The organism is Brumimicrobium glaciale, assembly GCF_004152935.1.
GTDB classification, from domain to species: Bacteria; Bacteroidota; Bacteroidia; order Flavobacteriales_D; family Crocinitomicaceae; genus Brumimicrobium; species Brumimicrobium glaciale.
In genome coordinates this window covers 106,378-120,900 of record NZ_SETE01000006.1, presented here as the reverse complement: position 1 = coordinate 120,900, position 14,523 = coordinate 106,378, and the positions used below count along the sequence as shown (strand labels likewise).

The window sequence follows — 14,523 nt, the reverse complement described above, 5'->3', positions numbered from 1 at the left end:
GAGTCGAACTCCTAAATCTACTAAAAATACTGTGAAAAGTGATATAATTACCTAAAACGTTACAACTTTGATTGAGTTTTGAACATTTCGCGCTTTTACTTTTGTCTCCTCAATATCTTTTCCTGTGATTGTAACATGCCCCATTTTACGATTGGGCTTTGTTGTAGGTTTACCATATAAATGGACATAAACTCCTTGCATTTTCATGAGTTCTTCCATACCTTCATACTTGGCAGGACCTTCATGATTTTCATCTCCCAGTAAATTAATCATAACACCAGCTGTTTTGATTGCTGTATCTCCCAATGGAAGTCCCAAAATAGCACGCAGATGTTGTTCAAATTGAGAAACATAATTACATTCAATAGTATGATGACCGCTATTGTGAGTCCTAGGCGCTACTTCATTCACCAATAAAAGTCCTTCTTCAGTCAAGAACAATTCTACAGCTAAAAGTCCTACCATATCGAGTTTTTCGATAACATCTTTTGCTAATTCAGTTGCTTTATTTTCAATTTCCGGTAAAATATTCGCTGGACTAAAAAGAAATTCAACTAAATTTAATTCTTCACTGAATTCACATTCTACAACTGGAAAAGTTTTCACCTCTCCACTTTCATTTCTAGCAACTAAAACAGATAGTTCCTTTGTGAAATTTATTTTTTCTTCTATTAATGAAGGAACATCAAAAGCATTTTCAAAATCAGAAATAGATTTTATTGAAGTCACACCTTTACCGTCATAGCCACCTTTTCTCATTTTTTGAATGAAAGGTAAACGATTGGTGTAATTTTTTAATTCTGATTTATCATTGATTAGATGATAAGGAGCTGTTGGAATTCCATTTTCTTTATAAAAATCTTTTTGCAGTCCTTTATCTTGAATTAATTTTAAAACGCGTGATTGAGGAAAAACTTTAACGCCTTGTTTTTCTAAATCTTCGAGCGCTTCAACATTAATGTGTTCAATTTCTACTGTTAGCACATCTTTATCTTTCCCAAAAGCCATAACATCTGCATAAGATTGGATGTTCCCTTCAGTAAATTCATAGGCCAAAGTCCCACATGGCGCTGACTTTGAAGAATCCATTGCATAGATATGAACATCATAGTCCATCGCTGATTGAATCATCATTCTACCTAGCTGACCACCACCTAAAACACCTAATTTAAATGCTTCTCCGTACCACTGTTTTTTCATCATAATCTAGTTTTCAAAATCAATGCGAAGATACAGAAGCCTTTTGGAGAATAATACTTGTTTCATAAAAAACTTTAGGAACAATAAAAATGTTTTAAAAATATTATCTTTGTGGAAAGTACAAATTTAGAAAAGGTGCAAATAAAAGATAAGAAGTTCGAACTATACATTTCTGAAAATGAAATTCAAAAGTCTATACAAAAAGTAGCAGCGCGAATAAACACTGATTACAAAGGCGAGGAGATAATTTTCGTGGGTGTTTTAAATGGTGCATTTATGTTTGCTGCTGACCTTATGAAGGACATTAATTTAGAATGTGAAATATCATTTGTTAAAGTGACGTCTTATAAAGGCACTTCAAGTACTGGGAAAGTTCATGAATTAATTGGATTGACCACAGACATCAAAGACAAACACGTGGTTATTTTAGAGGATATAGTAGATTCAGGACTTACTTTAAGTAAATTATATTCGATGATAGACCACAACTCGCCTAAATCAGTTGAGGTTGCTACACTTTTATATAAGCCCGATGCATTTAAGGGGAAATACCCTCCAAAATATGTTGGTTTAGAGATTCCAAACAAATTTATTGTTGGATATGGTTTAGACTATTTAGAGTTAGGCAGGAATACAAGAGACATTTATCAGATAAAAGAATAAAGACAATATGTTAAATTTAGTATTATTTGGACCTCCAGGAGCTGGAAAGGGTACACAGTCAGCAAATATTATTAGTAAATACGGATTAATTCACCTTTCAACAGGCGATATTTTCAGATTTAATATTGGAAATAAAACAGAATTAGGAACATTAGCTAAATCATATATTGACAAAGGACAATTGGTTCCTGATGAAGTAACGATCAACATGCTAAAGTCTGAAGTCAACAAACATGTAAGCCCAAAAGGTTTTATTTTTGATGGCTTCCCAAGAACTAAGCCACAAGCAGAAGCTTTAGATGCATTTTTAGCAGATAAAGGAGAAAGAATCGCTGGAATGATTGCATTGGAAGTTCCAGAAAACGAATTAAAAGAAAGATTGCGTAAAAGAGCAATCGATTCTGGTCGAACAGACGACGCCAACCCAGAAATTATTGCAAATAGAATTTCAGTTTATAATAATGAAACTGCACCTGTAAAGGTTTTCTATAGTAAGCAAAATAAATTTCATAAAATCAATGGATTAGGTGGAATTGACGAGATTACGAATGAAATTATAAAAACAATAGAATCCCTTAAAGATTAATTGAATGGCCTCAGATAACTTTGTAGATTACGTAAAAATATTTTGCCGCTCAGGAAAAGGAGGTGCAGGTTCTCGTCACATGAGAAGAGAACGTCACATCCCAAAAGGAGGTCCTGATGGTGGTGATGGTGGTCGCGGTGGGCATGTTATCATTCGAGGAAACAAACAAATGTGGACCTTACTGCACCTGAAATTTCAGAAGCACACCAAAGCCGATCACGGTAAAGGTGGTGGAGGTCAACAAAGAACTGGAGGAGAGGGAGACGATGCTTATATTGATGTGCCAGTTGGTACTATCGTTAGAGATTCGGAAACCAACGAAATTCTTTTTGAAATTGATGAACATGGACAAGAAGAAATTGTAAGAAAAGGGGGTAAAGGTGGACGTGGAAACACGCATTTCAAAAGTTCTACCAATAGATCTCCTGACTATGCACAACCAGGAGAAGACGAAGTAGAAGGCTGGACAATTTTAGAATTAAAGGTGCTTGCAGACGTTGGTCTTGTAGGTTTCCCTAATGCTGGAAAAAGTACTTTACTTTCTGTTCTTTCTGCTGCAAAACCAGAAATTGCTAACTATCCATTTACAACACTTCGACCTAATTTAGGAATTGTTGATTACCGTGGAAATCGCTCATTTGTAATGGCGGATATCCCAGGAATTATCGAAGGTGCTCACGAAGGGAAAGGTCTAGGATTAAGATTCTTGAGACACATTGAACGTAATTCTCTATTGTTATTTCTTGTTCCAGCAGACAGTGATGATATCGCTAAGGAATATGAAATATTATCGAATGAACTAAGACAATATAATCCACAATTATTAGATAAAGAAAGAATTTTAGCTATTTCAAAATCAGACATGTTGGATGAAGAATTAATGGAAGAAATTAAAAAACAACTTCCTGATTTAAAAACAATATTTATTTCTTCAGTTGCAAGACAAAACCTGAATGAATTAAAAGATTTAATTTGGAATACATTGGATCATGATTGAATGGTTAAAGGAAATTGAGCAAACAATACTTATAAGTATTAACAGTACACATTCTCCTTTTTTAGATTGGTTAATGTGGTGGATTAGTGATAAATTCATTTGGTTTCCTTTTTACCTTCTACTTTTCGTTCTTGTTTATTTGAAATACTCACTAAAACATGCTTTGTGGTTTACTGTATTTGGCTTCGCGGCGGTCGGACTTGCTGATTTTACAGCTAATTTTGGTTTTAAGCACACTTTTATGCGTTATCGACCTTCGCATCATTTAACGTTGGGAGAAAAACTGCGCTTCTATGAAATGAAACCTAGTGAATTTTACAAAGGCGGTCAATATGGATTTATATCTGGTCATGCAACAAATTCATTTGTAATTGCCGTAATGTTTATTCAGCAATTGAAACCTAAAATAAAATTCATTACTCCTATATTATTATTCTGGGCGTTAATCGTTTGTTACAGCAGAATGTATCTTGGCGTTCATTATCCTACGGATATAATAGGCGGAGCATTATGGGGATCAGGAATTGCGTTATTGTTCCATTGGATATATAGAAAGACGATTTTAAAGACTGTATAATCTATTTTTGCAAAACAGAAATTCTTGGAAGCACAAATACTATTACCTTATTGGTTATCATAGTTAGTTCGACCATTGTTTAATGGAAGATATTAGAATTAAATATTTGTTTTTCAAATCGAGATAAACTAATCGATAGAACGAGTGAACTTGTTTCAAGTCAAAATAAATTTCAAACCATTTTCAATAATACCACAAAAACTACTGTTATTTAGGTACCTATAACTCTAGGACCAAGAGGACGACATGCCCTAAGGATGGACCTAAGTATATTCATTACAAAGATTCAAACCCATAAAACAACTAAATATTTTGATTGGCTGAATTATTTAATGTCTCCATTAAAATAGTGGTAAAATGCAATAGTTTATTAAAAATTTGACTTCATTTGGCAGGCTACACTCACCCCTCTACTCCTATTAAGCAACGGGAATCAATCTTATAATTTCGTCATGAATACGGCTTCTTTCTAAACCAAGTTCAGAAACATTCATTTTTGACAAGACTTTCATTTTCTTATGCTTCTTGTTTACTTCAAACCACCGGTAAGCCAACAACCCACAAATAGGCAAGACAGTAACGAAATAAAGAACACCTATTACAGTAGGGATTTGAAACGACATTACTATTAAAATAATTATCGGAACATTAAACAAAGCAATTGCAACTAAGCCAAGCAGCATTTTCACGCTACTCCAAAACACTTTTCTCTTGAACGATTTTTCTACGAATGATTTAATATAATAGTAAGGAAGAAAACAGTGAATCATTCCTAATAGCATGAAAGGAAAAATGGTTATCAAAAACAAACGATCTCTTCCTTCTCTTCTATTATTTGAGAGCACATTATATAATGGAGTTTCTTCAATATTCTCTTGTTTCTGGGATAAAAAATAATTTTCTAATCGTTTTTTTAGCGCCAAGAGCATTTCGTTTTTCTCTACATGTTGTTCATTGAACCAATTCGCAAGATTTTTAGAGTATTCCCATCTTTCTAATAACGGAATTCTAAAATCTGAATCTACAGCATTCATTCCTTTTCTCGTAATGCGCATTATATTCTCATGAAATGGCGCCATTTTCTCATTCCTAACATCAGTAATTTGATTGCGCATTTCTACTTCCATGCGCAATGTTAAATCTAAAATAGTTTTATTAGGATCCTTCTCATAAGCTTTTCTGTAATCGTTTAAACAAACGGGATCTCCATTTGAGACAACACAATCACTTCCTAATTTATTAGGATCAGAATAGTTTGCTCCTGTAGCTTGAAGGTAAATTTTCTTCTTCCAATTGATTTTTTCTAGAGATAAAAAGCCAATTCTTACCGCCCCTTTTTTAATAGGTTTTAAACGGCGTATAAACTCATTATCCGTAAAGCCTTCGGCAAAAACAATCAAACTACGGCCACCTCTTAAAATCTTAGCACATTTTATAAAAACCTCTTCATTTTTCTTTTTAGTATCCTCACCATCAAGCTTTCTATAGATGGGCAACATATGCGAAGCCCAAAGTATTGGTTTTAGATAAGGCTTGAAAATATCAGATCTTGTCATGAAAAATATAATGGGTGGTTGACTCCCCACGATAGTTAAAGGGTCCATAAATGAAGCAGCATGATTACTCATGAATATTGTTCTTGAAAATCGTTTTTTTGGTTTGTTGACATTTTTAAACCTTGGATAATAAACCCAAATGGTGATTTTCAAAATGTAACTCATTAGAAAGTACAGTACCCTCATAGTTTATTATTTAACAGTAAAATGAGTTGCAAAATTAAACTTTTTAGAATATGAACAAATAAAAAAAAGGAAAAGGAAAATGGTTTTACCAATTGAGATAACCACTGATCGAAGTTACAATTGTAGGGTTTTTATGAAAAGGCGATTAAAATACTTCTATAAAACATATGTTGAGAAAAAGGAAATAGAAAATCAGCTGATTTAATTTATCTGCTAATTGTTATGCATTAAACCTAAGCCTCATGAAGTTTCCATCTTGAAAACCTTGTGTAAACTTCCCTTCTAATTGTTCAATTAATGCTGATATTAGAGTTGAACTAACATCCTCTGCTTCCATTAAATCTAATTTCTCTTTAAATGGTTTGGCTTCATCATCTTCAATTATAAAACAGAAAGAGAAATCACCTTTATCTTTTAATAATTTTATTCGAAGATTAATTTCATTTGTTTCACCAAGTTGTTTTAACCAATAATAATATACTTCGGTGATATAAAGTCCTAAGGGCACTAATACGTCTAACCCGAAATGATCAAATTCAACATCTACTTCGATGAAAACCGTTTTACCAGAAGATGAACTTTTTAGATAATTAATCAAATCATAAAGATAAGAGTTGATATTTACCATATTCACCTCCATAGATTTATAGATGTTTTGATAAATAAGAGCCATTGCTTGTACTCTATTATGTACTTCTTGAAGCGAATTTATCGATTTTGGATCATCTTGATTCATGTACAAACGAAGTATACTTGAAATAATTTGAAGATTATTAGTTACACGATGGTGAACCTCCTGAAATAAAGATTCTTGTTTATCATGTTGATATTTAAGCTTGGAATATTGAGTTGATAAAGTTTCAATAGCCATGTCTAAATCAGAACTTTTCCTCTCTAAAACAACTTCAAGTTTTTCTTTAACCATTCCTAACTCCTCGGCTTCATGAATTTTAACCAATGCACCAACGGCTATGGAAGTGATAACTTCGAGTAATTTTTTATGATTTTCTTTATAAAAATATTTATCAGGATGTTCACTTGTTATGACAGCATATACAACATTGTCAATCTTTACAGGCACAATTAGCTCAGAACCCGCTTGAACAACATCAAGAAAATAATCCTTACTTGTTGTAACATCATCAACTAAAAGAGTTTGTCCGGTTTGAGCGACTTTTCCAGCATGACCTTGACCAAATTTCAATTCTAATGGGTTTTCGAATCCTGAATTGGTAATTTTTGAAGGTCCGTATGCCGCAACTTGTCTAAGTATATTTTTGTGATTGTCTACTTTATAAATAACACAATCTAAAAAATCCATCTGTTGGGATACTTCATTCGCAAGTATCTTAAATACTTCTTCTTCTGTTTTCGCAGATATAATATCCTGACTAAATTTATGAATTACGTCTATAAGTAGTGACAAGTTTACTTGATTCACTAAAGCCTTTTTTTTCATATTTTTTAAGAGTCCGTCAACCATAAATAGTTCAGAATAAGCGGCAATGTAAGAAATTACTAAAATTTAACCGCATCAAAAACTATGATAATACGAATAAATTCGACCAACTATACTTTTTCTTCGTTCTGTACACTTTTATGTATAGATTTGTACAACAGTTTATATAACGAAAATGTGTTTTAATAACCCTGTTCACGTTATAAATCAAGCCGAGAATCAGTCCAATTCAACAAAGGAAATTCTTAAGTAATTATAGAAAATAGTAGGTGAAAATAAGTTTATCTTATCACAGAGGGTTTAGATTTAACCAAAATTAAAAACTCAATTAGAGGTGGAATGAGTAAAAACAAAGAGCCCCATCTTGTTACAGAAAAAACCCAATTTCCTTGCACTGAAAAAAGTGGTAGCGGAACAATAACTGCAATTAACCCTAGGTAATATAACCAGTTGTACCAAGGCATTTTCTTTTGAAGAAAACGTTTGATCAACTGAGCTAAAATGTAAACAATTACAGCAATTAAAAATCCTGTTGGCAAAGTACGTAAATCAAGAATTTCATCTGCTAACATGTAATAAACAAACACATATAATGCTGAGGCCATAAGCACAACCAATAATAAATAATGCAGTCCTTTATTCAATTTATTCTTCACAATTCTAGAATTTAATTACGTTACAAAGTTAAGTGAATCTGCATGAAATCAAAAGGATTCGATTAACAAGATACTATAACCGAATAGAAAACCAAAAAGAGCACAAGTATTTAATAACGAATGTATTAAAAAATAATTAGTTAGAAAAACGTTATTTACACATTGATCAGACAAACGACCTTGTATTTTTTATTGTTAATTTCAGCATCTAAAAAACACATAAAATGCAATTCAAAATAGTCCTTACTTTATTTATAACTTTGAGTTTTTTCACAGTTCACAATGCGCAAGAAAATAATCATGCGGAAGATAGCGTTATGCTGCGCAAGATTTATTCAGAAGCATTAGAAAATGGTCATGCTTATGAAGATTTACGCAGTTTATGTAAAGACATTGGCGCAAGACTTTCTGGCTCTGTAAGTGCAGAAATGGCTGTTCAATGGGGATATCACCGACTGAAAAAATATGATTTTGATACCGTATATTTTCAAGAAGTTATGGTTCCACATTGGGAGCGAGGAACGAAGGAAAATGGTTATTATCAGTCTAAGGATGGTAAAATCACGAAAGTTAATATTCTTGCTTTGGGTGGATCTGTTCCAACAAATGGAATCATGGAAGGTGAAATAGTAATGTTTAAAAATAGAGACGCATTATTGAAAGCCAATAAAAAGGATGTAGAAGGAAAAATCGTCTTTATTTCTCAACCGATGGATCAAAAAATGATTACCACTTTTAGTGCTTATGGAGCTTGTTATCCAATTAGAGGTTTAGGTGCAATTGATGCGGCAAAATTAGGTGCAAAAGCTGTTATCATCAGATCTTTGAGTTTAAGCGAACATGATCATCCACACACGGGAACGATGCAGTATGAAGAGGGCTTGAAGAAGATTCCTGCGGCGGCTTTATCCACAAATGATGCAACTGCTTTAGAGAATCTATTAAATGAAAGTAAAGGTAAATTGACTTTTTATTTTGAAATGGATTGCAAAGTTTTACCTGATAAAAAATCTCATAATGTGATTGCAGAATTGAAAGGATCAGAAAATCCGAATAATATTATCACAATTGGTGGACATTTGGATTCATGGGATATTGGCGAAGGCGCACATGATGATGGTGCTGGAATTGTTCATTCGATGGAGGCGTTAAGGATTTTAAAAGAGTTAAATTATAAGCCTAAAAATACTTTACGTGTTGTTTTCTTTATGAATGAGGAAAATGGAAACATGGGTGGAAAAACTTATGCCAAGAAGGTAAAAGCGAGTGGAGAGCATCATATTTTGGCAATTGAAAGTGATCGTGGTGGTTTTTCGCCTCGTGGATTTTCTGTTGATGGAAAACAAAAGCATTTGGATTTGATTCGTTCGTTTGAGAAGTTGTTTAAGCCTTATTTGATTCATCATTTTGAATTTGGATATGGTGGGGTTGATATTGGGCCGTTGAAGAATGAATTTGAAGGGATTGGTTTGATTGGTTTTGTTCCGGATAGTCAGCGTTATTTTGATTTTCATCATAATGCGAATGATGTTTTTGAGAATGTGAATAAGAGGGAGTTGGAATTGGGGGCTGGGAGTTTGAGTGGGCTGTTGTGGTTGTTGGATAGGTATTATTAGGAGCCTGTGGCTCTGGGTTCACGCAGATTTTCGCGGATTTCGCAGATTTTTATTTTTTTTTGGGGGGGGGGATGTTGGTTTGGGTTGGTTTGGGTTAGTTGGTTAGTTGAATAAATTGTTTCTGTATTGTTGAATCCTTCGCTCTCTTTCTCTTCCTCTTCCTTACTCTCACTCTCGCCTCCGACCTCTTCTTAGTTCTCCGTTTTCTACTTTTAATGGGCTTGGTGTGTTGTTGGTGTAAAGTGCTCCGGTTCCTAGTCCTTGGGGTAGAGTTATTTTATATGTGCTGGTGAATTGTGCAATTGCATCTAGTCCTACATTTGATTCTAGGGCGCTAGTTATCCACCATGGAATATTTCTTTCTTCGGCTAGTTTGATCCATTCTTTTGATCCTTTGAACCCTCCTATTAGGCTTGGTTTTAGGATTATGTATTGAGGTTGGACTTTGTCTAGGAGCTGTTTTTTTTCTTCTAAATCATTCATTCCTATTAATTCTTCATCTAATGCTATTGGTAGAATGTTTTTAGCGCAGAGTTTTTGCATTTCTTCTACCTGACCTTGTTTTATTGGTTGTTCTATTGAATGTAATTCAAATTTGTTTAATCTTTCTAGTTTTCCTGGTGCATCTTCTGGGGTGAATGCTCCGTTGGCATCGACTCTTAATGTTATTTCTTTTGCAGATACTTGTTTTCGGATTCCAGCTAGAATTTCTAATTCTTTTTCGAAATCTATTGCTCCAATTTTCATTTTGATGCAGGAGAATCCTTCTTCTAGTTTTTGGGTGATTTGAGATTGCATAAACTCCTCATCTCCCATCCAAATTAATCCGTTGATTGGCAACGCTTGTTTTCCTTGGGTGAAAGGTGTGTCGAAATAGATTCCTTTTCCTCCGTTTTTTAAATCTAAGAGCGCCATTTCTAATCCGAAGTAGATAGATGGAAAATCTTTGAGTTCTTCAATATTTAATGAGAAACTATCGGCATCTTCTGCGACAGCTTTTATGACTTTCTCGTAAGCTTCATCGTTTTCATAATCTGGTGAAAGTCCAGGGATAATGCTGCACTCTCCTACTCCTTTGACATCAGGATTATCTTGATTCCAAACAGTAATGAACCATGCTTTTTTTTTGGTTAAAACTCCTCTGCTTGTTCCGCTTGGACGTTTAAATTCAAATACTTTTTTTTCAAAACTGGCTTTTAAACTCATATTACTGTGGAAATTAAAAAGAGAATAGAAATCGCAAAAGTAGATAAGGCCACTTTCTTTAATTCAGGATCTAGTGTTTGAGGAATGTTTGTTTTCCAAACTTTAGTCAGGTGTTTTATGAGAATAATATAAGGCAATAAAGCGATTAAACTTAACCACCATTGATTGACCAATATAAAGGTCAAAATTCCAACAAATGAACCTATAATTAATGTCGTTTGATAGATTTTTGCTTTCTCGAATCCCATGGCAACAACGATGGTTCTTTTATTAACCAATTTATCGTTTTCGTGATCTCGCATGTTGTTTAAATTCAAAACGGCTATGCTTAAGAACCCTATTCCGTAAGCTAATCCGAGTAAACTCCAGTCGAAATCTTTAGCAAATAAAGTGTAAACTCCTAGCACGCTAACCAATCCGAAAAAGATGAAAACCATCACATCACCCATTCCGCTGTAGCCGTAAGCTTTTTTACCTACCGTGTAAGTGATAGCAGCGAGAACGCTCAATAATGCCAGTACAACATAAACCCAAAGTACGGAAGATGGCATTTCTGTTGTACCAATAATGATCAATGGAATTGCGGTTACCAAGGAAAGTAACGACATTATAACCGAGCCGATTATCATTCCTTTTTGTGTTATTTTTCCTGATTGAATTGCTCGCATTGGTCCAACACGTCCTTCATTGTCTGCTCCTTTATAGCTATCCCCTAAATCGTTGGCGAAGTTGGAAAGTATTTGAAGGAATAAGGTAGTTAATATAGCCAAAGTAAAAATACGCGTATCCCAAAAGCCCTGTTTGTATGCAACAAAACTCCCTACTATAATTCCAGAAAGTGACAGCGGCAAAGTTCTTAATCGAGCTGCGTGAATCCAACTTTTTATTTCCATGATACAAAAATCACAATTTAAATTAAAGAAAGGAAGATAAAGGGTTTAAAGTTTTAGGAGAGAGGAATGCCGGTGGTATAGAAAAGTTACGCGGAGATACGCAGAGGTGCAGAGATTCGCAGGGAAAAAGAAAGAAGTAGAAGAAGAAGAAAAAGAGGTTTAGTGAGAAGAGTGCTGATAGCCAGCAAGAAAAGAATAATTTATACAAGAAATTCTGCGGGAAACCTACCAGCCCTGCCAACCCTACCAAAAAAATGATCTGCGGAATCTGCGAAAATCTGCGGGAGACAAACAACTTTTCTAACTCCTAAAACTTACCATGTGATTCACTCTCTTTTAAACAAACTTCTCCTAATTTTGTCTATATTCACAGAAAGCACAGATAACAAAAATAAAATGGCAGAGATTGTAAATAAGATTCAGCAAAGTGGTTTGATACAGCTTGATTTAGCGAGTTTCAAGCCAAAAGAAACTATCGAAACTATCGACTTGAAAGAAAATTTATGGCAAGGCTTGGCTTTGAAAGAAAAAGACTTTCGTGAATTTGTCAAGGAAAATGATTGGAATCAATACGAAGGAAAGATGATTGGTGTTTTTTGCTCTGCTGATGCAATTATTCCAACTTGGGCTTTTATGTTGGTAATTTCAAAACTTCAAGAACATGGCGTTACTGCTTTTGTTGGTGATAAATCTGAAGTGGAGAAGCAATTAATACTTCAAAATATCTCAAAGTTAGATTTGGAAGAATATACCGATGGAAGATTAATTATTAAAGGTTGTTCTGATGTTGCGCATCCTGCTTTTGCGATGTCTGAATTGGTAAAACACTTACAGCCAGTTTCGAAAAGTATAATGTATGGTGAGCCTTGTTCTACGGTACCGGTATATAAAAGAAAGAAAAACTAACGAAAATTTGAACTATTGTAGAGACGCACGGCCGTGGGTCTCTACAATAGTTCAAATACCAAAAAATTAAAAATGTCCCAATCTAATTCACAACCCATTCTCATATAATCAATATCTTTACAAAGTGTCAGAAAGGTTAAACAAACTCAACGAGAAGATTAAAACATTACCAGAAAAGCCTGGTGTATATCAGTATTTTGATGATACTGGAAAAATCATTTATATTGGGAAAGCGAAGAACCTTAAAAAAAGGGTGAATTCATATTTTACTAAAAATCACGACACAGCCAAAACAAGAATTTTAGTTCGTAAGATTCACGACATGCATTACATTGTTGTGGATAACGAAACGGATGCTTTGTTATTGGAAAACAACCTCATAAAAAAGTATTTACCCAAGTACAATATTGCACTTAAAGACGACAAAACTTATCCTTGGATTTGTATCAAAAACGAACGATTTCCAAGGGTTTTTACTACGCGAAGAGTAATTAAAGATGGTTCTAAATATTTTGGACCTTATCCTTCGGTTTATGTGGTGAATACTTTATTGGAATTGATGCGTGAACTTTATCCTTTGCGCAATTGCAATTATGATTTAAGTCAAAGCAAAATCGATGATGGAAAATATAAAGTTTGTTTAGAATATCATATCGGAAATTGTAAAGCTCCTTGCGTTGGAAAGGAAAAAGAATCCGATTACAATGAATATATTGATCAAATCGAACACATTGTAAAAGGAAATATTTCTTCTGTTATCCGCATGTTGAAAGACAAAATGCAAGATTCAGCTGAGCGATTTGCTTTTGAGGAGGCCCAAGAAACGAAACAGAAAATTCTAGCATTAGAAAAATACAGAGCGAAATCTACCGTTGTTTCTCCTACCATTCATCAAGTAGATGTGATTACCATAGAAAGATCGGAGAACAAAGCTTTCGTCAATTACTTGGTAATTAATAATGGAACAATCATTAATGGTTTTACGGTTGAAGTCAAGACGAAATTAGATGAGACAGACGAAGAAATATTGATTTTCGCGTTGTTAGATATGCGTGAGAAATTCCATAGTCAGTCGACAGAAATATTGATTGAAAATGCAGAGGATTTCAAATTGGATGGATTAACATTTTTCACTCCGCAACGAGGAGATAAAAAACATTTGTTGGATCTTTCTCAGCGAAATGCAAAATATTTCAAGTTACAGCAAAAGAAACAAGAAGCACTTAAAAACCCAGAAATAAAGGTTGAAAGACTACTTAAAACGATACAATCTGATTTTAGATTGAAAGAATTGCCTGTTCACATGGAATGCTTTGATAACTCAAATATTCAAGGAACGAATCCAGTTTCGGCATGTGTAGTTTTTCGAAATGGAAGACCAAGCAAAAAAGATTATCGTCATTTCAACATCAAAACCGTTGAAGGTCCAGATGATTATGAATCCATGCGTGAAGCACTTTATCGCCGATACAAAAGAATGGTTGAAGAAGGTCAAGATTTACCGCAACTTGTAATTGTGGATGGTGGAAAAGGTCAATTAAGTGCAGGATTAGATGCTCTTGAAAAACTAGGTTTGCGTGGAAAAATTCCAATTGTAGGAATTGCGAAAAGACTAGAAGAAATATTTTTCCCAGGAGATAACATCCCTCTGTATATTGACAAGAAAAGTGAGAGTCTAAAAGTGATTCAGCACATGCGAAACGAAGCGCACAGATTCGGAATTGAACACCACAGAAATCGCCGCAGTAAAGGAGCATTGGTTTCTGAGCTTATTCAAATTAAAGGAATAGGAGACAAAACCCAAGAAGATTTAATGAAACATTTTAAGACTGTTTCAAAAATTAAAGCGGCGAGTGAAAAAGAATTAACAGCCATTATTGGAAACTCAAAAGCTAAAATATTGCTAAATCATTTCAACAGTAAAGAGCAATTACCTAGTTAACAAGAATTAACAAAACACACTTCACTTACCTATATTCACAGGGTAGTTAAGTATTTTAAAACCTACTGTTTTTTTATTGT

13 protein-coding genes are annotated in these 14,523 nt (G+C 34.0%); 7 read left to right on the top strand and 6 right to left on the bottom strand.

What is annotated here, in order from left to right; genetic code table 11:
* Positions 1-51: 51 nt before the first annotated feature.
* Positions 52-1,203, bottom strand: coding sequence for a 5-(carboxyamino)imidazole ribonucleotide synthase (locus tag ERX46_RS14000; RefSeq protein WP_207214181.1), 1,152 nt, complete (start codon positions 1,201-1,203; stop codon positions 52-54).
* A gap of 108 nt (positions 1,204-1,311) precedes the next feature.
* Here ERX46_RS14000 and hpt point away from each other — a divergent pair, with 108 nt between their 5' ends.
* From hpt to ERX46_RS13980, 4 genes are read left to right on the top strand one after another with little or no spacing between them, the layout of a single operon-like run.
* Entirely contained in the window at positions 1,312-1,863 is a 552-nt protein-coding gene (gene hpt, locus ERX46_RS17850; protein ID WP_317127200.1) for a hypoxanthine phosphoribosyltransferase, read from the top strand.
* Positions 1,864-1,870: 7 nt separating this feature from the next.
* On the top strand, positions 1,871-2,449 hold the full coding sequence (locus ERX46_RS17845) for an adenylate kinase (RefSeq protein ID WP_130094500.1): 579 nt from the start codon (positions 1,871-1,873) through the stop codon (positions 2,447-2,449).
* A 4-nt stretch (positions 2,450-2,453) separates the two neighbouring features.
* The gene (obgE, locus tag ERX46_RS13985) at positions 2,454-3,446 is read left to right on the top strand and encodes a GTPase ObgE (RefSeq protein ID WP_130094499.1); all 993 of its coding nucleotides are present in this window, start codon (positions 2,454-2,456) and stop codon (positions 3,444-3,446) included.
* Positions 3,439-4,023, top strand: a complete 585-nt coding sequence (locus ERX46_RS13980) for a phosphatase PAP2 family protein (protein ID WP_130094498.1) — start codon at positions 3,439-3,441, stop codon at positions 4,021-4,023. The genes obgE and ERX46_RS13980 overlap by 8 nt, the downstream gene beginning before the upstream one ends.
* Positions 4,024-4,442: 419 nt before the next feature.
* Here the strand turns inward: ERX46_RS13980 and ERX46_RS13975 are convergent, their stop codons facing one another.
* The 3 genes from ERX46_RS13975 to ERX46_RS13965 form a co-directional block, all read right to left on the bottom strand.
* Positions 4,443-5,765: a 1-acyl-sn-glycerol-3-phosphate acyltransferase gene (locus ERX46_RS13975; protein ID WP_130094497.1), complete on the bottom strand. Its 1,323-nt coding sequence runs from the start codon at positions 5,763-5,765 to the stop codon at positions 4,443-4,445.
* A gap of 220 nt (positions 5,766-5,985) precedes the next feature.
* Positions 5,986-7,224, bottom strand: a complete 1,239-nt coding sequence (locus ERX46_RS13970) for a histidine kinase dimerization/phosphoacceptor domain -containing protein (RefSeq protein WP_165366240.1) — start codon at positions 7,222-7,224, stop codon at positions 5,986-5,988.
* A gap of 281 nt (positions 7,225-7,505) precedes the next feature.
* A complete protein-coding gene (locus tag ERX46_RS13965) occupies positions 7,506-7,880 on the bottom strand; it encodes a hypothetical protein (RefSeq protein WP_130094495.1) in 375 nt (124 codons plus the stop codon).
* A gap of 224 nt (positions 7,881-8,104) precedes the next feature.
* Here ERX46_RS13965 and ERX46_RS13960 point away from each other — a divergent pair, with 224 nt between their 5' ends.
* Complete coding sequence (locus ERX46_RS13960; RefSeq protein WP_130094494.1) at positions 8,105-9,496, top strand: M20/M25/M40 family metallo-hydrolase; 1,392 nt, start codon at positions 8,105-8,107, stop codon at positions 9,494-9,496.
* 168 nt (positions 9,497-9,664) lie between these two features.
* On the opposite strand, the gene ERX46_RS13955 is transcribed toward ERX46_RS13960, so the two are convergent.
* Positions 9,665-10,702: an o-succinylbenzoate synthase gene (locus tag ERX46_RS13955; protein WP_130094493.1), complete on the bottom strand. Its 1,038-nt coding sequence runs from the start codon at positions 10,700-10,702 to the stop codon at positions 9,665-9,667.
* On the bottom strand, positions 10,699-11,595 hold the full coding sequence (gene menA, locus ERX46_RS13950; RefSeq protein ID WP_130094492.1) for a 1,4-dihydroxy-2-naphthoate octaprenyltransferase: 897 nt from the start codon (positions 11,593-11,595) through the stop codon (positions 10,699-10,701). Before menA ends, ERX46_RS13955 begins: the two co-directional genes overlap by 4 nt.
* A 396-nt stretch (positions 11,596-11,991) precedes the next feature.
* On the opposite strand from menA, the gene ERX46_RS13945 reads away from it, so the two are divergent.
* Positions 11,992-12,501 (top strand): DUF2480 family protein, encoded by a 510-nt coding sequence (locus ERX46_RS13945; RefSeq protein WP_130094491.1) that lies wholly within the window; start codon positions 11,992-11,994, stop codon positions 12,499-12,501.
* Positions 12,502-12,625: 124 nt separating this feature from the next.
* Positions 12,626-14,443, top strand: a complete 1,818-nt coding sequence (gene uvrC / locus ERX46_RS13940; RefSeq protein ID WP_130094490.1) for an excinuclease ABC subunit UvrC — start codon at positions 12,626-12,628, stop codon at positions 14,441-14,443.
* Positions 14,444-14,523 lie beyond the last annotated feature (80 nt).

Coding starts and splice junctions, on each gene's coding strand:
- ERX46_RS13970 (WP_165366240.1), bottom strand. CDS start 7,224: ATGAAAAAAAAGGCTTTAGTGAATCAAGTAAACTTGTCACTACTTATA.
- ERX46_RS13980 (WP_130094498.1), top strand. CDS start 3,439: ATGATTGAATGGTTAAAGGAAATTGAGCAAACAATACTTATAAGTATT.
- ERX46_RS13945 (WP_130094491.1), top strand. CDS start 11,992: ATGGCAGAGATTGTAAATAAGATTCAGCAAAGTGGTTTGATACAGCTT.
- ERX46_RS13960 (WP_130094494.1), top strand. CDS start 8,105: ATGCAATTCAAAATAGTCCTTACTTTATTTATAACTTTGAGTTTTTTC.
- menA (WP_130094492.1), bottom strand. CDS start 11,595: ATGGAAATAAAAAGTTGGATTCACGCAGCTCGATTAAGAACTTTGCCG.
- ERX46_RS13975 (WP_130094497.1), bottom strand. CDS start 5,765: ATGAGGGTACTGTACTTTCTAATGAGTTACATTTTGAAAATCACCATT.
- obgE (WP_130094499.1), top strand. CDS start 2,454: ATGGCCTCAGATAACTTTGTAGATTACGTAAAAATATTTTGCCGCTCA.
- ERX46_RS17845 (WP_130094500.1), top strand. CDS start 1,871: ATGTTAAATTTAGTATTATTTGGACCTCCAGGAGCTGGAAAGGGTACA.
- ERX46_RS14000 (WP_207214181.1), bottom strand. CDS start 1,203: ATGATGAAAAAACAGTGGTACGGAGAAGCATTTAAATTAGGTGTTTTA.
- ERX46_RS13955 (WP_130094493.1), bottom strand. CDS start 10,702: ATGAGTTTAAAAGCCAGTTTTGAAAAAAAAGTATTTGAATTTAAACGT.